At 72.7% G+C, this 19,014-nt stretch carries 15 protein-coding genes; 7 read left to right on the forward strand and 8 right to left on the reverse strand.

From position 1 onward, the window contains the following. Positions 1-31: 31 nt before the first annotated feature. Together ACXN5W_RS02425 and ACXN5W_RS02430 are read right to left on the reverse strand one after the other, a co-directional pair. Positions 32-553, reverse strand: coding sequence for a hypothetical protein (locus ACXN5W_RS02425; protein WP_473156459.1), 522 nt, complete (start codon positions 551-553; stop codon positions 32-34). Between the two features lie 83 nt (positions 554-636). Beyond that, a complete protein-coding gene (locus ACXN5W_RS02430) occupies positions 637-3,855 on the reverse strand; it encodes an AfsR/SARP family transcriptional regulator (protein WP_473156460.1) in 3,219 nt (1,072 codons plus the stop codon). 204 nt (positions 3,856-4,059) lie between these two features. Between ACXN5W_RS02430 and ACXN5W_RS02435 the strand changes: the two genes are divergently transcribed. Then, positions 4,060-5,010 (forward strand): NlpC/P60 family protein, encoded by a 951-nt coding sequence (locus tag ACXN5W_RS02435; RefSeq protein WP_473156461.1) that lies wholly within the window; start codon positions 4,060-4,062, stop codon positions 5,008-5,010. Between the two features lie 157 nt (positions 5,011-5,167). Here the strand turns inward: ACXN5W_RS02435 and ACXN5W_RS02440 are convergent, their stop codons facing one another. After that, the gene (locus ACXN5W_RS02440) at positions 5,168-6,847 is read right to left on the reverse strand and encodes a DNA repair helicase XPB (RefSeq protein WP_473156462.1); all 1,680 of its coding nucleotides are present in this window, start codon (positions 6,845-6,847) and stop codon (positions 5,168-5,170) included. A 403-nt stretch (positions 6,848-7,250) separates the two neighbouring features. Between ACXN5W_RS02440 and ACXN5W_RS02445 the strand changes: the two genes are divergently transcribed. Together ACXN5W_RS02445 and ACXN5W_RS02450 are read left to right on the forward strand one after the other, a co-directional pair. Beyond that, the gene (locus ACXN5W_RS02445) at positions 7,251-7,850 is read left to right on the forward strand and encodes a L,D-transpeptidase family protein (protein WP_473156463.1); all 600 of its coding nucleotides are present in this window, start codon (positions 7,251-7,253) and stop codon (positions 7,848-7,850) included. 302 nt (positions 7,851-8,152) lie between these two features. Next, entirely contained in the window at positions 8,153-8,512 is a 360-nt protein-coding gene (locus ACXN5W_RS02450) for a hypothetical protein (protein ID WP_473156514.1), read from the forward strand. Positions 8,513-8,787: 275 nt separating this feature from the next. On the opposite strand, the gene ACXN5W_RS02455 is transcribed toward ACXN5W_RS02450, so the two are convergent. Beyond that, positions 8,788-11,562 (reverse strand): helicase-associated domain-containing protein, encoded by a 2,775-nt coding sequence (locus ACXN5W_RS02455; protein WP_473156464.1) that lies wholly within the window; start codon positions 11,560-11,562, stop codon positions 8,788-8,790. 372 nt (positions 11,563-11,934) lie between these two features. Between ACXN5W_RS02455 and ACXN5W_RS02460 the strand changes: the two genes are divergently transcribed. Next, positions 11,935-12,321: a cold-shock protein gene (locus ACXN5W_RS02460; protein ID WP_473156465.1), complete on the forward strand. Its 387-nt coding sequence runs from the start codon at positions 11,935-11,937 to the stop codon at positions 12,319-12,321. Here the strand turns inward: ACXN5W_RS02460 and ACXN5W_RS02465 are convergent. The 3 genes from ACXN5W_RS02465 to ACXN5W_RS02475 all read right to left on the reverse strand — a co-directional run bounded on the left by ACXN5W_RS02465 (position 12,282) and on the right by ACXN5W_RS02475 (position 15,678). Continuing rightward, on the reverse strand, positions 12,282-13,112 hold the full coding sequence (locus ACXN5W_RS02465) for a 1,4-dihydroxy-6-naphthoate synthase (RefSeq protein ID WP_473156466.1): 831 nt from the start codon (positions 13,110-13,112) through the stop codon (positions 12,282-12,284). The genes ACXN5W_RS02460 and ACXN5W_RS02465 overlap by 40 nt on opposite strands. 80 nt (positions 13,113-13,192) lie before the next feature. Beyond that, the gene (locus tag ACXN5W_RS02470; RefSeq protein ID WP_473156467.1) at positions 13,193-13,840 is read right to left on the reverse strand and encodes a futalosine hydrolase; all 648 of its coding nucleotides are present in this window, start codon (positions 13,838-13,840) and stop codon (positions 13,193-13,195) included. Further along, positions 13,837-15,678 carry an MFS transporter gene (locus ACXN5W_RS02475; protein ID WP_473156468.1) on the reverse strand — a complete coding sequence of 614 codons (1,842 nt, stop codon included), beginning with the start codon at positions 15,676-15,678 and terminating at the stop codon, positions 13,837-13,839. Before ACXN5W_RS02475 ends, ACXN5W_RS02470 begins: the two co-directional genes overlap by 4 nt. Positions 15,679-15,763: 85 nt before the next feature. Here ACXN5W_RS02475 and ACXN5W_RS02480 point away from each other — a divergent pair, with 85 nt between their 5' ends. Further along, on the forward strand, positions 15,764-16,603 hold the full coding sequence (locus ACXN5W_RS02480) for a DUF3027 domain-containing protein (protein ID WP_473156509.1): 840 nt from the start codon (positions 15,764-15,766) through the stop codon (positions 16,601-16,603). A gap of 95 nt (positions 16,604-16,698) precedes the next feature. On the opposite strand, the gene ACXN5W_RS02485 is transcribed toward ACXN5W_RS02480, so the two are convergent. Further along, the gene (locus ACXN5W_RS02485) at positions 16,699-16,902 is read right to left on the reverse strand and encodes a DUF2530 domain-containing protein (protein WP_473156510.1); all 204 of its coding nucleotides are present in this window, start codon (positions 16,900-16,902) and stop codon (positions 16,699-16,701) included. A 200-nt stretch (positions 16,903-17,102) separates the two neighbouring features. On the opposite strand from ACXN5W_RS02485, the gene ACXN5W_RS02490 reads away from it, so the two are divergent. Together ACXN5W_RS02490 and ACXN5W_RS02495 are read left to right on the forward strand one after the other, a co-directional pair. Then, positions 17,103-17,552 carry a MarR family transcriptional regulator gene (locus tag ACXN5W_RS02490; protein ID WP_473156469.1) on the forward strand — a complete coding sequence of 150 codons (450 nt, stop codon included), beginning with the start codon at positions 17,103-17,105 and terminating at the stop codon, positions 17,550-17,552. Between the two features lie 71 nt (positions 17,553-17,623). After that, positions 17,624-18,895, forward strand: a complete 1,272-nt coding sequence (locus ACXN5W_RS02495) for an MFS transporter (RefSeq protein WP_473156470.1) — start codon at positions 17,624-17,626, stop codon at positions 18,893-18,895. Positions 18,896-19,014: the final 119 nt, after the last annotated feature.

The raw sequence follows: 19,014 nt of genomic DNA on the forward strand, positions 1-19,014 counted from the left end.
CGGCTGGGCGGACCAACGGGGACCGCGCCGGTCAGGTCGTGGTCTTGATGATCGCCGAGCACTCCCGGTCGGACTGGTCGGCCGTGGTGCAGGCCCGAAGCTGGAGCTGGGTCTTCTCGTACATGTTCTTGTTGCAGTAGCCCCAGTCCCGGCCGTTGTTGATGCACTTGCCCTGCCGGTAGAGCGTGCCGTTGCGGTAGTTCCACCACCATCCGACGGCCTGACTGCCGCTGTAGTTGAGCACCCAGACGACGTCGCCGTTCGCCTCCCAGCAGGCGCGGGCGCGGTTGGTCCAGTCGAAGTCCGTACACGCCAGGCCCTCCGGGAGGGTGCCCGCAGTGGCGAAGTCGACCTCGTAGTCCGTCGGAGCGGCGGCCACCGCGGCCGACCCACCGCCGCCGGCCGCGGCACCGAGCCCGGTCGAACTGTTGAGCCCGGCCGCACCGCTGCTCGTGGTTGGAGCGGCGGACGCCGGACCGCCGGGCTGGGCCACCGCCAGCATTCCGATGAGCAGCACGGCACCGAACCTGCTGATGAGCTTCCTGTTGGTCATGTGCCGAGTACAGGCCGGACCGGTTTGGGGTTGGTGCGAGGAAATGTTTGGGCCGCTCGGCGGGCCCGGCGGCGATCAGCTGGTCAGGGCCGGGACGGAGGCCATTCCCGAAACCGGGGCGCCAGCTCACCGAGCAGGGATTCGATCCTCGGGGTGAGCCGGTCGTCGCCGGTCGCCGCGCGCAGCACCACCAGGGCCCGACCGTGCTCCAGGTCGCAGCCGAGCTGCCGCAGCAGGCCTGCGGCGGTGGTGGCCCGGGCCGCCGCCTCGACCCGGTCGCCCTCGCCCAGGGCGGCCTCGGCGAGCACGGTGAGGGCCATCCCGTGGTAGGGCCGGTAACCACAGGCCATCGCCGCCGCGATCGCCTCAGTCGCCCTGCGCCGGACCCGCTCGGGGTCACCGCCGGCCAGGTGGGACCGGGCGAGACCGAGAAGCGCGAGGGTACGTCCCTGCGGCGCGCCGGCCTCCTCCGCGAGTCGCAGCGTCGCCCCGAAATGACTGGCCGCGAGACGGTACTGGCGCAACTCCACCCGGATCAGCCCGAGGCTGTACCGGACCAGGCTCTGGGCCAGTGGATCGGTGACCGTTCGCAGCGCCGCGACGGCGCGGATGGCGACCCGCGACGCCTCGGCCAGCTCGCCGCGGAACATCCAGATCGTGGCGAGATGGCCGGCCGCCGCCGCCCGTCCCTCGACGTCGCCGATCTCCGCGTAGAGTTCCGTGGCCCGGTCCAGGTGAGCCTGTCCGGCGGCGAGCCGCCCCCGGTAGATGTCCAGCACACCCAGGTTGATCATCGCGGAGGCCATCCCGCGCTTCACCCCGCTGGCTCTGTGTCGTACCAGGGCCTCCTCGAGATTGGTCTGCGCGGCGGCCAACCGGCCGGTCAGCAGTTGGAGGACACCGAGGTTGTTGAGCACCAGGCCGGTCGCGGCGTCGGTACCGGCGTCGCGGTGTGCCCGGAGCACGGCGGACAGGTGTCGCTCGGCGGCCCGGGTCCGCCCCGCCCGGGTGAGTTGGACCGCGATCAGCCCGCGTGCTGACAGGATGCCGGGGGTCCAGCCCGCCCGCTGACTGAGCTGGCGGGCCCGGGTGGCCTGCTCGATCGCCCGGTCGGGCCGGCCCTCGAGCAGGGAGGCGATGGCGAGGCTGAGGCGCAACGCGGCGGCACCCCGGACCTGACCCTCGGCCTCGGCGGCCCGTACCCCGGTGGTGGCCACGGCCAGACAGCCCGGGATGTCCCGTCGGGCGATGAACTCGGCGCGCAGGGCGACGGCCAACCGCCAGGCCAGGTCGGGCAGCCCTCGTTCGGTGGCCAGCAGGGCGAGCGAGCGCAGGTGGTCGTACTCACGGTCCATCCAGGCCCCCGCCTCGGCGGGGGTGGCGAAGATCGCCGGCGGATCCTCGTCGTCCGGGATCTGGTGCGGGCCCCGGATCAGCGCCGCCGAGCGGGCCCGGTCCAGATACCACTCGTGCAGCCGGCGGAGCGCGGCTCGCCGTTCCGGCTCGGGGTCGGTGTCGGCGGCGAGACCGGCGGCGTACTCCTGAAGCAGGTCGTGCATGCCGAACCGGTCCACGGCGCGGGCGCTGAGCAGGTGGGCGTCGACCAGGCGCAGCAGCAGCGGCTCGACGGCGGCGGTTGGCAGCGCGGTCAGCGCAGCGACGAGGGACAGCTCGAATTCCGTCACCGGCAGGAGACCGAGCAGCCGGAACACCCGGCGGGCGGGCTCGGCCAACCGGCGGTAGGAGTGGTGGAACACCGCGGCCACCCCGCCGTCACCGTCGTCCCTGGTGCGCAACAGCGGCAACCTGGCCCGGCTGGCCAGCTGTTCGGCCCGGTCCGCGATCGGCTGGGCCGTCCCCGTCGGCAGGTCGACGGCGGCCATCCGGAGGGCGAGGGGCAGCAACCCGCAGCGCCGGGCCAACGCCTCGGCGGCGCCCGGCTCCGCCGACAGCCGTTCGGCTCCGACCATCCGGGCGATCAGGGCCACCGCGTCGGTCTCGTCGAGCGCGCCGATGTCGAGGATCTCCGCACCGTCCCGGGCGATCAGGCCGAGCAGCCGTTCCCGGCTCGTCACGATCACCCGGTTCCCGGGTCCGGCCGGCAGCAGCGGGCGGACCTGATCGGCCGAGCGGGCGTTGTCGAGGAGTACGAGCAGCCGCAGGTCCGCCGTCACGGACCGGAACAGCGCCGCCGCCTGCTGCACGTCGGGCGGCACCTGCCGGGGCTGGACCCCCACCCCGCCGAGCAGGTGGGTGAGCGCCTCCAGGGTGGTGAGTTCGGGCTCGGCGCCGTACCCGTGCAGGTCGACGAAGAGCTGACCGTCCGGAAAGGCCTCCGCCGTGGCCTGAGCCCAGTGGACGGCCAGGGACGTCTTGCCGCTGCCGCCCATCCCGGCGATCACCAGCGCCGCCGCGCCGCCCGCCGGGTCGGCCAGAGCCCGATCCAGCTCGTCGAGTTCCCGTCGCCGGCCGACGAAGTGCTGACCGGTCGACGGCAGTTGCCGGGGACGCGGCAGGGCGGTACCGCTTCCCGACGGCCCGTCGGCGCGGATGGGTGGCGCCGGTGGGATCAGGTCCGGATCGGCGGCCAGGACGCGCTGGTGCAGCTGCCGCAGGGCCGGGCCCGGCTCGATGCCGAGTTCGGTACGCAGCATCCGGCGCACCCGGGCGAACACGTCGAGGGCCTCGGCCCGCCGGTCCGACCGGTACAGGGCGAGCACGAGCTGCGCCTGCAACCCTTCGTCGAGTGGCCGTTCGGCGAGCAGTCGATTGAGTTCGGGCAGCAGGTCGGCGTGTCGGCCGAGCACCAGCTGGGCCTCGATCCGGTGGCCCTGGGCCGCCGCGCGCTGCTCCTCCAGCGCGGGTCCCTCGGCCGCGGTCAGTTCCTCCGTCACGCCGGACAGCGCTGGCCCCTGCCAGAGGCCGAGTCCCTCGTCGAGCCGGGCCACCGCGGTCGCGGCGTCCCCGTCGGCCAGGGCGGCCCGTCCGGCGGCGATCAGTCCGGTGAACCGCACCGAGTCGATCGTCTCCCCGGGCACCCGTAGGAGGTAGCCGGCGGGCTGCCGCACGATGACGTCGGCCGGAAGCGCCCGCCGCAGCAGCGAGAGGTACTGGTGCAGCACCCGTCGGGCCGAGGGCTGCGGGTCGGCACCCCAGGTCAGGTCGATCAGCCGGCTGGCGGCCACGGGACGGTTCGCGTGCAGCACCAGGGTGGCCAGCACCGTCCTGGGCTTCGTACCAGGAAGTGGGAGCGGAGCGCTGTCGTTCCACGCCTCCACCGGGCCGAGAACCCGAAACTTCACTTCAAAATCGTCGCACAGCAATGTCTCAGCAACCAGGTCGGCGAGCCGGACCGGGACCGAACTCCGCCAAGATCTCAACAATCCGTCGCACAGAACCGCAACAGCGCTCCCGCACCGTCCTCTCGGCACATCCCTCAGAGAGGCGGAAGAATGTCGACAACTGGCTACAGCAGGTCGCGACGGGGGCTGGCACGGCGGGCTGCCGTGACAGCGCTGCTCGTCGTGGCCTCGATCGGCGCGACGCTGTTCGTGACCGCACCGGCGCAGGCGGAAGAGCCCCGGGACACCAAGATCAGCCGCGCCGAGATCATCGTCCGCGCGTACGACTGGTGGGAACGCCGGGTCCCGTACGGTCAGGGGGCCACCGCGACCGACGTCGAGGGCCACCAGTACCGGTCCGACTGCTCCGGCTTCATCTCGATGGCGTGGCGACTGTCCAAGAGCCGCACCACCGACGACCTTGACACCGTCTCCACCGCCATCTCCAAGTCGAGCATGCAGGAGGGCGACATGATGATGTGGGACGGTTCGGGGACCTCGGGGCACGCGGTGCTCTTCGAGAAGTGGGCCAACTCCGACCACACCCGGGTGTGGATCTTCGAACAGGCGAGCACGGCGGCCGACATGAACCACCGCGAGGCCGCGCTGTCGGAGTTCTCCAACATGCAGGCGTACAAGTACAAGAACGTGTTCAACCAGGCCGCCGGGACGGAGGTGCCCGACGCCGGAATGTCGGGTACGGCCTGCAACAACCGGGAGCTGCCGGTGTTCCGGCTCACCGGCTACCGCAACGTCGAGATGAGCTACTCCAGCTGCATCACCACGCTGGGCTCGGACAGCGTGGTCGGCTGGATCGCCATCAGCTGGCGGCCCTACTCGGGCACCGACGACGACAGCACCGTCACCGTCGGCACCAAGTTCGACGGTTTCGGAATCCATCCGCAGCTACAGGTCAACAACAGCACCACCAAGGAATGGGAGTGCTGGGTCGGCGGTGACATCAACGCCGCGGCGTCCGGCGTGCGGGGCTGCTCGTTCTCGGCTGCCCGGGCCAGCGGTGACATCAGCGTCGACGGCTTCCTGAACTGGGACGAGAACAACGACGGCCTCTTCGCCTTCGGGCCGCACTACGTCTACGGCAGCCCCATCCTCTAACCAACCACCGGCCCACCGGCCCACCGGCCCACCGGCCCACCGGCCCACCGGCCCACCGGTCCGCCGTTCCACCGGTCCGCCGGTCCGTTGAGATCTTGGAATCCCGCTACCCCTGGAGGGGTGGCGGGATTCCAAGATCTGGCATACGTCCGTCCGGTCAGTCCACGGTCGGTAGCTTCGGGCCGAGGACGTCGTCGGCGTCGACGATCGTGTACGCGTACCCCTGCTCGGCCAGGAACCGCTGCCGGTGCGCCGCGTACTCGGTGTCGATGGTGTCCCGGGCGACCACCGTGTAGAAGTGGGCCTGCCGGCCGTCGGCCTTGGGCCGCAGCACCCGGCCGAGCCGCTGCGCCTCCTCCTGCCGGGAGCCGAACGTGCCGGAGACCTGGATCGCGACGGCCGCCTCGGGCAGGTCGATGGAGAAGTTGCCCACCTTCGAGATGACCAGGGTGCGGATCTCGCCCGAACGGAAGGCGTCGAACAGCCGCTCGCGCTCCTTGTTCGTGGTCGAACCCTGCACGATCGGCGCGTCCAGGTACTCGCCGAGCTGGTGGAGCTGGTCGATGTAGCCGCCGATCACCAGCACCTGATCACCCGCGTGCCGGCTGACTAGGGCACGTACCACCGGGAGCTTGGTGCGGGCGGTGGCCGCCACCCGGTAGCGCTCCTCGGGCTCGGCGGTCGCGTACGCCATCCGTTCGGCGTCGGTCAGCGTGACCCGTACCTCGGTGCAGTCCGCCGGGGCGATCCAGCCCTGCGACTCGATGTCCTTCCACGGCGCGTCGTACCGCTTGGGGCCGATCAGCGAGAAGACGTCGCCCTCCCGGCCGTCCTCCCGGACCAGTGTGGCGGTCAGGCCGAGCCGGCGGCGGGCCTGGAGGTCGGCGGTGAACCGGAAGATCGGCGCGGGCAGCAGGTGTACCTCGTCGTAGATCACCAGACCCCAGTCCCGGGCGCCGAACAGGTCCAGGTGGGTGAAGGCGCCGCCACGCCGCGAGGTCAGCACCTGGTACGTCGCGATGGTGACCGCCCGGATCTCCTTGCGCTCGCCCGAGTACTCGCCGATCTCCTCCTCGGTCAGCGACGTGCGGGCGATCAGCTCACGCTTCCACTGCCGGCCCGCCACCGTGTTGGTGACCAGGATCAGCGTGGTGGCCTTGGCCTCGGCCATCGCGGCCGCGCCGACCAGGGTCTTGCCGGCGCCGCAGGGCAGCACCACCACGCCGGAGCCACCGGCCCAGAAGTGCTGCACCGCCTCCCGCTGGTACGACCGCAGCGTCCACGGCTTGCCGCCGTCCTTGCCGGCCTCGGCCAGCTCGATCGGGTGCGCCTCACCGTCGACGTACCCGGCCAGGTCCTCCGCCGGCCAGCCCAGCTTGAGCAGGGCCTGCTTGAGCCGGCCGCGCTCCGACGGGTGGACGGCGATGGTGTCGTCGTCGACCTTCGCGCCCAGCATCCCGGCCAGCTTCTTGCTCTTGGCCACCTCGATCAGCACCATCCGGTCCAGCGCCCGCAGCACCAGCCCGTGGACCGGGTCGTTGGCGAGCTGGAGCCGGCCGTACCGGTCCATCGTCTCGGCCACGTCCACCAGCAACGCGTGCGGCACCGGGTACCGCGAGTACTTGATCAGCGCGTCGACCACGCCCTCGGCGTCGTGCCCGGCGGCCCGGGCATTCCACAACCCCAGCGGGGTCAGCCGGTACGTGTGGACGTGCTCGGGCGAGCGTTCCAGCTCGGCGAAGGGTGCGATGGCCATCCGGCAGGCCAGCGCGTCGGGATGATCGACCTCCAGCAGCAGGGTCTTGTCCGACTGCACGATCAACGGGCCACCGGTCACACGATCATCCCTCTCAACTGGGCTCGGACCCTCCAGTCTTGCACGCGGATAACGGGTCGGACACGGTCACGCGGTCGGCGCAACGGATGCCGGCCGTGTCGCGTCTAGCTGGTGACCGCCCTGGGGAGGCCCGATGGCTCGGAAACGCTTCATGATCCGTCTGACGGCGGCGGTGGCGGTCACGCTGGTCGGCGCCGGCGCGTGCACGTTCGGGCCGCAGGAGCACCGGGCGGGCGGATCTCAGTCCGCTCCGGTGAGCGCTGCGAGCGGCACAACGGGGGTGAGCGGTTCGCCCGGCCCGGTCCAGCCTGGTGGTACCGCTCCGGGCGGGTCGCCGCGGCCGACGTCGCCGCGACCCACCCGGAGCGGCCCGCCCGCCCCCTCCCCGTCGCGCTCCCCGGCCGTGCCGACCGGCTGCCCGCAGGGGGAGCGGCAGCGCGACGTCGAGACGTACCTCGCCCGGCTCGGTGGATTCGGCCAGGTGTCGGTGGACGGCCGGCAGTCGGCCGCCGACTGCGCGGCCATCAAACGGTTCCAGCGGCGGTACGGGATCAGCCCGGCCAAGGGCCGCGCCGGATCGACCACCGCCGACGTGGCCCGCCGACTGGCCGACACGGACACCAGCGCCTGCCGGGCCGGCAAGGGCACAACATTCTGCGTGGACCTGACCCGGCAGACCGTGTGGGTGATCCGGGACGGCCGGGTGGTGATGGCGCCGACGGTCACCCGGACCGGGATGGCTGGCTACGCCACGGTCTCCGGCTCGTACACGGTTGACTACCGCAACCTGCGGGAGTGGTCCAACCCGTACGAGGTGTGGATGCCGATGTGGCAGCACTTCCACGGCGGGATGGGCTTCCACCAGACCACGACGTACCTGCACAACACGTCGATCGGCTCACACGGCTGCGTCAACCTGCTACCCGTCGACGCGCAGCGGATGTGGCAGCTCGGCTCGGTCGGCACGCACGTGCGGCTGTTCGGCCGTCGCCCCGGCACCTGACCCGCTCGCTTCCGGGTGAACCCCCATGAGCTTTTCCGGGACCGCCCGGGGTGTGGAACCTGTCACCGGGTGGCCTTCAGGTGCGAGGCTGGAGGCCGGACACCGCCCCGGTGGGCCGGACACCGCCATGGTGGGAGGCGCGCATGGAGGACGCAAGGAAGGGACCCCTGTTATCGCCTTCGGTAGAGGAAGGGGCCCTTCTTAACCGCTCAGCTGGTGACCAGCCAGGCGACCCACAGCCGTACGAGACGCCACCGGGCTCCGACGGGTCGGGGCAGGTCGTCCTCGACGGGGCCGAGCACGTGACCGGTGGATCGGGCCGGGCCCCGTTCAGCGGTAGCCGGCAGCGTGCTGGCGGGTCGGGCGGTGGCGGGCAGCGTGCTGGCGGGTCGGGCGGGCTCGCCCTCGGGAGCGGGACCGAACGGAACGCGCCGCGCGCCGAACCCGACGGGGAGACCTCCTACCCGGGCGTCGAGCCGGTCTCGCGCGTCATGCTCGCCGGCTACGTGCTGGTGGCGATCTTCCTGGTCGGCTGGTTCCTGTGGGGCTGGCTGGGGCTGCGCCAGGGCTTCATCGACTCGGTGGGCGAGTCCGCCGGCGCGGGGTTCGCGCTGCTGCTGCTCGTCTCGATCATCGGTACCCTTCGCCGCAGCCGTCGCTGACCTCGTCGATCGAGCAGGCATGACCCCCTGGAGGCTGGCCAGGCAGGGCAGGTTCCCGAGGCAGTCGGCGGGCAGAGCCGCCCCGAAAGGGTCGACCGGGCAGGGGCCACGGCGAATGATCAACTCAAGTTCGGCGATGTAGGGGGGTCCAAGCCACCCGGACACCCCTACATCGCCACACTTGAGCTGCCGGTCGGGCCGAGTCGGGCCGGTCGGGCGGGCAGGGACGGCGCGGGGCCGGCCGGCCGGGCGCGGGGGCGGCGCGGGGCCGGGGGCTAGACCGAGGGGGAGTGGAATTCGGCGGCGGTGATCCGGTGCAGGGCGAAGGTGTGCAGCATGTCCGTCCGTTCGTCCTCGGCCCGCAGGTAGCCGGCACCGATGGACACCGGTCGGACCAGCCGGGAGGCGGTGCCGCCGTGCGCGTCGACGTACCCGACCCAGACCAGCGACTTGTCGCGGACCGCCTGCTGTAGCACGGCCAGTGCCTGGGTGTGGGTGTGCGAGGCCGCCGGGCGGGCGTCGGCCCGACCGTTGCGCACCGTGGCGGGAGCCCGCCGGGCGGCGCGCGCGATGGCCTCGCCGCGCCGGATCTGCTCGATGATCCCGAGTACGCGCGGACGGCTCAGCCGGGGCGTGGCCAGCGGGTCCGTCGCCCGACCCGGTAGCACCCGCAGTGGCGCGCGGGGTGGTTTCGGCCGGGTCAGCACGGCTGCCCCGGAGGCGTCCTCGGGCACGGGCGCGTAGCCGGCGCCACGCAGCGCGGTCAGCAGCCGAGCCACCTGGTACGGCGTGACCAGCACCGTCGGTGCCAGCCGGCGCAGCGAGAGCGCCGCCAGCCGGCGGTCCGCCAGCGCCTCGGCCAGCAGCGCCTCGTCGTCGCTGCGCAGGTACGACCCGGCCGAGCCGACCCGCAACCCGCCGTGCTTGCGGGTCACGTCGTCGATCAGGTACGTCAGCGTCTGCGGCACCGGTGTCCGGGACCGGCGCCGGAACAGGGTGTGCAGGTCGTCGGCGGCGTACCCGGTGTCCAACGCCCGGCGGAGGCTGGCCGGGGTGACCCGGTACACGCTGGCCCCGCCGGCCGATTCGTGCTCGGCCACGGTGTCGAGTTCGGCGGACAGCGCCGGCTCGGGAGGTCCGGGTACGACAACCGTCAGGTCGGCCTGCACCAGAAAGTGATCCACCGGGGACGGCAGCAGGGCGTCCAGGGCCCGGACCGCCGGCGACGAGTCCCCGGACAGTGAGCTGTTCTCGGCGCGTACCCCGAGCGGGTCGTCGGCCGTCGTGTCGGGTTGGCCGGCCGGATCGGCGAGCAGCAACCGGCCGTACGAGGTGAGCGCGCCCAGGCCGGTGATCCCGAGTACCGCTGCCTCGGTCAGCACCTCCCGGTACGCCCGCTCGCGGCCCTTGCTGCGCCGCGGCGCGTGCCAGGCCACCAGCTCCAGGGTTTCGTCCACGTCCGGCGCGACCCCGGGGTCGAGCGCGGCGAGCACACCCAGCACGGCCCGCCGGGCGATCGGCACGCCGGCCCGCTCGACCTCGCCGGACAGCGGCGTGATCGGCCGGTCCCGGTCGTCGCGCTGGCCGATCATGCCGGCCTGTCGGCTCATCGTCAGCCAGGCTCGGGCCAGTGCTTCCCAGCGGTGCGCCAGCGATCCGTTCCGCCACAGCTCGTACCCGCTGCTCGGCAGGATCTGCTGGTCGGCCCCGGCCCGGATGGTGGTGGCACCGGCCAGGTCGACCTCACCGGCCAGACCGGCCGCGTAGGCCACCTCCAGCAGCAGCGCGGCGACCGGCTCGTCCAGATTGGTGGTGCGGGCCAGCCGGCGCAGGTCCCGGACCCCGATGCCGCCGGAACGCAGTACCGGGGCCGGCTCGGCCGCCAGCCCTTCCAGCAGTGCCTCGACGTGGCGGACCGCCTCCATCGTCTGGCCGGCGCCGGCCGAGTCGACCGCCTTGGGCTCCCGGGGCGCGGTGGTCGGCTCGGGTGGAGTGGCACGCAACGGGCCCAGCGGTCCGGTGTCCCGGCGCAGCAACAGCCCCACCTCGCGGGGCAGTTCCACGGCGGTGTCGCCGGGCGAGGTGCCCGGGTCGGGCACGGGTACCAGCAGGGCGTGGTCCACCAGCCAGCGCACCGGGGAAACGCCCTCGGGGGTCGCCCCGGCGTCGCCGGTGCCGTCGGCGTCCGTCCCAACGGTTCCGGCGGTTCCGGTGGTTCCGCGTCCAACCCCGGTGGTTCCGCCCCCGGCCCCGGTGGTTCCGGGTCCAGCGTCACCGCCGGCGGTCCCGGTTCCAGCGGTCCCGGCCTCGGTGGTCGTGGTTCCAGCGGCCCCGGTTGCGGCGGGCGTGGTCCCGGTCCCGGCCCGGGCGGCAATGCCGGTGGCCCCGGTTGCGGCGGGCGTGGTCCCGGTCCCGGCCCGGGCGGCAACGCCGGTGGTCCCGGCCCCGGTTCCGGCGGGCGTGGTCCCGGTCCTGGTGCCGGACCAGAGGGCGTCCGCGGGCAGGGTGCCCACCGGTGGACCGGCCGCCAGCCGGTCGAGGATCTTGCGCGCCGCGGGTGGCGCCGCGAGCACCGTCCGGCGCAACCGGGCGGGTTCGGCGCACAGCTGCGCCGCGCGATCGTCCAGCTCCGCGGCGGGCCGTCCGAGCCCGGCCGGGTACGGAGGACAGATCTCGTCCACCGCACTCACCACGGTCAGTTCGTCTTCCGGCCCGTACAGCAGGAAGAGGTTGCGCAGCCGGTCCACTGCCCCGCGCACGGTGGCTCGGTCGACCCCGCTGGGCGGTGTCGTGGCCAGGGCCAGCACCGCCTCGGTCGAGGTGAGGCCGGTCACCGGATGCCGGGTCAGCCGAGCGGCGTCGAGGATCTGCAGGGTGAACTGGTCGATTCCGTCCAGCGCGCGGGCGACCGACACCCGCGACTGCGCTCGCAGGGCCAGGGCGGTCAGGTCGGCCGGCACCGGCACGACAAGGTCAGGCCGCAGCTGCAGGAGCGTGGCCAGCGCGTCGTCCGGGATCGACCGCAGGCGGTCGGCGAGTGAGGTGCTCATCGTCGTTCCACGCTAGCCGGCCGAAGTGGTTTCCCGCCTCTCGACGCCGTGGCCGGCTACGTGATCCAGCCGCGCGAGATCCGGACCCGCGATCGGACCAGGCGATCCAACCGCGCGCTCCGACCAAGATCCGACCAAGGTCGGAGCGCGATCCGGATCCACGATCCGAGCGCGATCCGAGCGCGATCCGGGTCCACGATCCGGGCCGGGCGATCCGACCCGCGTGCTCCGGATCCCCGATCCGGGTGTGATCCGGGCGGCTCGACGGAACCGCCGGATCTTCACCCGATTCCCAGCGGCGCGGGTACGGTCGGGCCGGCTAGCCTTGAGGGGCGCATAGATCAGCAGTTCGAGCGAAGCAGGGGATGACAGGTGCCGACCGGTCGAGTGAAGTGGTACGACGCGACCAAGGGATACGGGTTCGTCACCAGTGACGAGGGTGGCGACGTGTTCCTGCCGAAGGGCGCGCTACCCGCTGGGGTCACCGAGCTCAAGGGCGGTCAACGGATCGAGTTCGGCGTGGTGGACAGCCGGCGCGGTGCCCAGGCGCTGGGCGTGAAGCTGCTGGACGCACCGCCGTCGGTGGCCGAGCTGCGCCGCCGGCCGGCGGAGGAACTGCACGGCCTTGTCGAGGACATGATCAAGGTGCTCGAAGCGAAGGTGCAGCCGGACCTGCGCCGGGGCCGGTTCCCGGACAAGCGGACCGCCCAGAAGATCGCTCAGCTGGTCCACGCCGTCGCGCGGGAGCTGGAGGTCTGAGGGATGAGGTCGGCTGCCGCGGCGCGCCCGAGCAGGGCGTCGACCGCGGCCTGGCCGGCCTCACCAAGCTCCGCTGTGAATTCGTTCACATAGAGCGCGATGTGCCGTTCGACCACGTCCGGTTCCATCTCCTGAGCGTGCGCGAGCACGTACCCACGACTGGCCGCCGGGTCGGCCCAGGCCAACCGGACGGATTCGCGGATCCAACCGGCGGCCTCGGCCGGATCGACCACCCCGCGCCGAGCCAGGATGGCACCGAGTGGAATCGGGAGCCCGGTGTCGCCCTCCCACCACTCGCCGAGGTCGACCAGGGCGGTGAGCCCGTGCCGGGGGTAGGTGAACCGGGCTTCGTGGATCACCAGGCCCGCGTCGTACCGGCCGGCGGCGACGCCCGGCATGATCTCGTGGAACGGCACCACCTCGATCCGCGCGGGCGGCCGGCCCGCCGACCAGAGCCGGAACAGCAGGTACGCGGTGGTCCGGTCGCCGGGCACCGCGACCGTGGCACCGGACAGGTCGGTCCGGTCACCCCGGGTGAGCACCAGCGGCCCGCAGCCCCGGCCGAGGGCGCCGCCGCAGGGCAGCAGGTGGTAGTCGTCGAGCAGCCAGGGCAGCGCGGCGTAGCTCACCTTCACCAGATCGAACGCGCCCCGCTCGGCGGCCGTGTTCGTCACGTCCACGTCGGCGAAGGTCACGTCCATGGCCGGGGCTCCCGGCACCAGACCATGCACCAGGGCGTGGAAGACGAAGGTGTCGTTGGGGCAGGGGGAGATCGCGAGGGAGAGCGCCACGTCTCCACCGTATCGCCGGACCGACGCGCTGTTGGGAAGGGTCCCTTTCACATCGAAATCCGATAACAGGGGGCCCTTCCTTACCTGGCCAGGGTGTCCAGGGCCGGCGCGGTGGCGGTGAGGGCCGCGAGGGCGTCCGCGATCCGCCAGGCGGACCGGTCGCGGGGTCCGACAAGGTTCGAGATGGTCCGGAGTTCGGCGAACGGCACTTCGGCCTGGCCGGCCGCGACGGCCACCCCGTACCCCTCCATCGCCTCGGCCACCGCGTCCGGGAAGCGGGCGGCCAGCGCCCGCGCCGTGGTCTCGGTTCCGGTCACGGTGCTCAGCGTGAGCACCGTACCGAGCCCGGCGGTGGGCAGCGCGGCGCGCAACGCGGCGAGCAACGCCGGGTCGACCCGGCCCACCGGGTCGCCGAAGCCCAGTTCGTCGAGGGGGAGAAACCCGGCGGGTGACTCCGCGCCCAGGTCCGCCGCCACGCTGCGGGTGGCCAGCACGACCCCACCCACCGCCGCCCGGTCCGGGAAGCCACCGCCGATCCCGGCGCTCAACACCGCGGTGTACGGCGTACCGGCCGCTTCGGCGGCGGTGAGCAGCCGCGCGGTGCCGGCGGCAGCGGCGGCCGGTCCCACCCCCACGGCCGCCACCGTGACGTTCGCTCCCGTCAGCCCGGCGCGTAGGGCCGCCGCCTCCGCCTCGACGGCGGTGGCGGCGAGGAGCCGGCGGGTCATCCGGCCCGTCCCTCGGTCTCTCGGGGCCGCTCGTCGCCGTTGATCGACGAGGGTCGGTAGATGTGGAAGCCGGGTGGCGCGGCGGTGCGGTCCTGGTCGCCGGTCTGCGGCGCGAGTGGCTGGCTGGGGGCCGGTCCGGCCGGCGGTGCGGTACGGGGACCGGGCCGGGGCGGTTCCGCGTTCACGCTCCGGGACGGTACCGGTGCGACCGGCCCCGGCGGCACGGGGTCCGGACCAGGGGCCGGCATGCCAGGCGGTACGGAGGGCGAGGCGCCGGGCGGCACGCGGGATGCTCCGGGCACGGGCGCCGGAACCGGGCGCTCCTCGTTGGCCCGGCCGTAGAGCCGATCGGCGCGCAGCCGGTAGGCACGCCAGACGGCGATCACCGCTGCCAGGGCGGTCAGCCCGGTGACCACCCCCAGGCCGATCCGGCCGGACAGCGGAACGAGGCCCAGCGCGCCGCCGACGACGAAGGCGAGCATGAGCACGGTCTCCGAGTGCGCGAAGGCGCTGGCCCGCAGGCGTTCGGCGACCCGTTCCTGGATGGTGGCGTCCACGGCCAGCTTGGCGATGCCGCTCACGATGGCCAGGACCAGGCAGAGCAGGGTGACCATCGGCAGCGAGAAACGCAGCACGGCCAGCACGGCGACGGCGGCGACCAGCACCAGCCCGCCGGCCTGCAGCGGGGCCGGGCGGTGGATCCGCAGCCGGGTCCCGGCGGCGGTGGCCAGGAAGGTCCCGGTGGCCAGCGCCGCGCCCACCAACCCGAGCGCGCCCTGGGCGCCGATGTCCCGACCGAGTACGACGGTGGTCAGGTCGCCGGACCGGACCGCGAAGGCCAGGAAGAGCAGCAGGAAGCCGTAGCCGGCGCGGAGCATGGCGCTGCCCAGCAGGGTGGTGACGACGAGCGCTCCGGTGAGCACCCGTCCGCGCCGCCGGCCCGATCCGGTCGTACCGGTCGGTGCGGCTCCGCTTCGCGCGGCCCCGGGTGGCGCGGCTCTTGTCGGTGGGGTGGCAGGTGGTGTGGCTCTCGTCGGCGCGGCCCCGGGTGGCGCGGTTCCCGGGTCGGCGGCGGCCCACGGGTCGACGGGGGTGTCGAGCCGCTCGGGTGGGTCCGAGTCGGCGCGGGCCGGTAGCCGCAACGCGATCACCATGCCGGCCAGGAAGATCAGCGAGGAGACCCGCAGCGGCCACTGTGGTCCGAACCAGAACGCGGCCAGCCCGAGCGGCGCGACGAGGGCGCCGGCCACCGTGCCGTACACGCTGGCCCGCGCGCCCACCTGCGACAGGCCGAGTCCGGCCGGCAGCAGCCGGGGCACCGCCGCCGACCGGGCCACCCCGTAGGCGCGGGACAGCGCCAGCACACCGAACGCCGCCGGATAGAGCCCGATCCCGTGGATGTAGTCGGAGATCAGCCAGGCCAGGAAGGCCCGACCCAGCATGGTGGCGGCCATCGCGTATCGGCGACCGTGCCGGAAGTGGTCCAGCAGCGGGCCCACAACCGGGGCCAACAGGGCGAACGGAACCATGGTGACCAGCAGGTAGAGGCCGACCCGGGTCCGCGCCTCACCGAGCGGGACGTTGAAGAAGATGGTGCCGGCGAGCCCGATCGCGATCAGGGTGTCCCCGGCGCAGGAGGCGGCGTGCAGGTCGAACATCCGGGTCATTCCGGTCTCGCCACCCGCACCTCGGGCGCGGACCCGGCCGACGCCCCGGGTCACCCATCGGCTGCTACGCAGTCCGCCGCGCAGCAGCAGCCGGATGCCCCGGACCGTCGTACCGGCGGTGTAGCCGGCGACGGACCGGCGTGGCCGGGCGGATCGGGAAAACAGCGGCATGTGACCATCCTGGCCGATCGGTGCTCGCCGTGTCGGGTCTGTCAGGAGAAGACAACCGGGGAGTGCGTGACGGTCGGCCGGGTGGATAGGGAACAATGAACGGGTGAGCAGGCCTCCCACCACCCGCGCCCCCCGTCTCGACCAGGTGTGCGCCGCTGCCGTCGAGGTGGCGCGGGCCGGTGTCACCGAGGTGGATCCGACGGATGTCGGCGCCCATCTCTCGGTCGTCGCCGAGGGAGACCGGCTGGTCACGCACTTCTTCGAGTGTCACCTCGCCGGATATCGCGGCTGGCGGTGGGCCGTCACGGTCACCCGGGTGCCGCGCAGCAAGATGGTGACGGTCTGTGAGACCGTTCTGCTTCCCGGTGACGACGCGCTGCTCGCCCCGGGTTGGCTGCCCTGGCAGGAACGCCTCCAGCCGGGTGACCTCGGCGTGGGCGATCTGCTCCCGGCGCCGTCGGATGACGACCGACTGGTTCCCGGTTACCTGCTCTCGGACGATCCCGCGGTCGAGGAGACCGCCTGGGAACTCGGCTTCGGCCGCCCCCGGGTGATGTCCAGGGAGGGCCGGATGGAGACCGCCCAACGGTGGTACGACGGCGACCACGGGCCCGCCGCGCCCATCTCGGCCGCCGCGCCGGCCGCCGCCCGGTGCGGCACCTGCGGCTTCTATCTCCCCCTCGCCGGAGCGCTGCGGCAAGCGTTCGGCGTGTGTGGCAACTTCTACGCCCCGGACGACGGTCGCGCGGTGAGCGCGGACCACGGCTGCGGTGCCCACTCCGAGACGCTTGTCGAGTCCGTCGAGACGCCGGTGGACGAGGCACCGACCGTCTACGACGACAGCGCGGTGGAGGCCGTCTCGGTCAGCCGGGCCGCCGGTTCGGTCGAGTCGGGGGAGCCGGCGGAGCAGTACGGACACAGCTGACCGGTCGGGTCAGCGATTCGCTCCCCGACGGTCAGTGGTTCGCGCGTCGACGGTCAGTGGTTCGCTCCCCGACGGTCAGTGGTTCGTGCTGACAGTCAGCGGTTCGCGCGGCGACGGGCCCGGTTGGCGTCGTACCGCCGCATGACGGCCAGGCCCGGCAGGCCGATCAGGACGCCGGCCAGGCAGATCCAGAGCCAGTTCTCGTGCCCGTGGGCGGCCAGCCAGCCCCGGAAGAAGACCAGCAGCACCAGACCCACCACCGCCCAGATCGCCATCCCGGCGAGCGCGAACGGCACCATCGGCGGATCGACCGGTTCGGGCTGGTCGGGTGGTTGAGCTGGCACCAGCAAAGGATACGCGGGTCCGCGGCGGCTCCCCGCCGTACGGGTGGGCCGGGCTGTCCGTGGTCTACTCTCTGGCTTCTGCGCGGTCGGCCCGCAGGTGGTGACCCTGATCATATCGGTGGTCGTTAGCCAAGCTTATTAGTTAGGCTAACGATGTGACGGAGCGGACGGTGATGGCGGTGGACGTTCCACCGGCGCAGCTCGCACCCAGACTGCGTGACGCGATCACCCGACTCAACCGCCGGGTACGGCAGACCCGGCCGGTCGGCGACCTGACGATGACTCAGCTCTCCGCCCTGACCAGCATCGAGCTGGCGGGCGCGCTGACTCCCCGTGAGCTCGCCGACGCCGAACGGGTCCAGCCGCCGACGATGACCAGGACCGTGGCCAAGCTGGAGGAACAGGGCCTCGTGCGGCGCTCGCCGCACCCGACCGACGGCCGGCAGGTCCTGCTCACCACGACGGACGCCGGCCGGGAGGTCTTCGCGCGGTTCGAACGGGCCCGCAACGAGTGGTTGGCGCAGCGGCTCGCCGAGCTGAGCGACGCCGACCGGGACACCCTGGCCCGGGCCGCGGAGATCCTGCACCGGGTGGCCCGCGCCTGACCGGCGCCTTGCCGGGTCCGCTTCGTCCACCGTGTGGATGACGCGTACGACCCGAAGGAGGCGCACCGCGAGTGCGGGCGAAGCTCAGCAAGACGTTCCAGTCCCTGCAGGTCCGTAACTACCGTCTGTTCTCGACCGGTCAGCTCATCAAACTGATCGGTACCTGGATGATGTTCGTCGCCCAGGACTGGCTGGTGCTCCGGCTGTCCGCGCCCACCGCCCTGGGCATCGTCACCGCGTGTCAGTTCACCCCGGTGCTGCTGCTCACCCTGCTTTCCGGGCGGTTGGCCGACCGGTACGACAAACGGGCGTTGCTGTTGGTCGCGAACGCCTTCTGGATGGTGCTGGCCGGCGGGATGAGCCTGCTGGTGCTCACCGGCCTGGTCCAGCTCTGGCATGTCTTCGTCTTCGCGGCCCTGCTCGGGGTGGCGAACGCGGTGGAGACGCCGGTCCGGCAGTCCTTCGTCTCCGAACTGGTCGGCACCCCGCTGCTGCCCAACGCGCTGTCCCTGAACGCGGCGACCTTCAACTCGGCCCGGATCCTCGGCCCGGCCGTCGCCGGCGTGGCGATCGCCGCGTTCGACGTGGGGCCGGTCTTCCTGATCTCGGCGATCAGCTCGGTCGCCCCGCTGATCTGCGTACTCAAGATGCGCGGCTCGGAACTGCACCGCGAGGCGCTGCCGGCGCGCGGTGACCGCGAGCCGGCGCGGGTGATCGACGGCCTGCGGTACGTGGGACAGCGGTCCGACCTGATGCTGCCGATGGCGCTCATGGGAGTCATCGGGATGACCCTGTTCAACTTCCAGCTCACCCTGGCGGCCCTGGCCAAGACCGTCTTCCACACCTCGGCCGCCACCTTCGGGCTGTTCACCACGGCGCTCGCCGCGGGCGCGCTGTGCGGCGCCTTCGCCGGCAGCAACCGGCGGGGCCGCCCCTCGGTCTGGCTGGTGCTGGGCGCCGCCCTGACCACCTCGGTCTTCGGCACCCTGGTGGGGCTGGCCCCGACGTACTGGCTCGTGGTGGCCCTGCTGCTGCCCACCGGTTTCAGCATGGTCTTCTTCGCGCAGGCGGCCAACCAGCGGGTGCAGCTCGGCGTCGACGCGGCGTTCCGGGGCCGGGTGATGGCGCTGTGGGTGCTGGTCTTCCTGGGCACCAACCCGGTCGGCGCCCCGATCATCGGCTGGACCGCCGAGCACGTCGGCGCGGGCGCCAGCATCTGGATCGGCGGCCTGCTCTCCACGGCCGCCGCCGTCATCGCGCTGCTCTGGCAGTTGCGCCGCAGCGGAGCCAAGGTCCGGCTCCGGATGCTGCCGTCACCCCGGCTCTACGTGGTCGAGCTGTAAGGAAGGGCCCCTTCTTATCGTTTTCGGTATAGGAAGGGCCCCTTCTTGACGGGGTTCATCAGGGCCCGGCAACGGTGGCAACGAGGCTGACCGTGAGTGTCGTACCCCGGTGGTTTGCT

The sequence above is a fragment of the Plantactinospora sp. A48 genome, assembly GCF_055793945.1.

What these genes read in the sequence shown, in the direction of transcription:
- ACXN5W_RS02425 (WP_473156459.1), bottom strand. Translation starts at nt 553, where the DNA reads ATGACCAACAGGAAGCTCATCAGCAGGTTCGGTGCCGTGCTGCTCATC.
- ACXN5W_RS02470 (WP_473156467.1), bottom strand. Translation starts at nt 13,840, where the DNA reads ATGACCCGCCGGCTCCTCGCCGCCACCGCCGTCGAGGCGGAGGCGGCG.
- ACXN5W_RS02475 (WP_473156468.1), bottom strand. Translation starts at nt 15,678, where the DNA reads ATGCCGCTGTTTTCCCGATCCGCCCGGCCACGCCGGTCCGTCGCCGGC.
- ACXN5W_RS02455 (WP_473156464.1), bottom strand. Translation starts at nt 11,562, where the DNA reads ATGAGCACCTCACTCGCCGACCGCCTGCGGTCGATCCCGGACGACGCG.
- ACXN5W_RS02485 (WP_473156510.1), bottom strand. Translation starts at nt 16,902, where the DNA reads ATGGTGCCGTTCGCGCTCGCCGGGATGGCGATCTGGGCGGTGGTGGGT.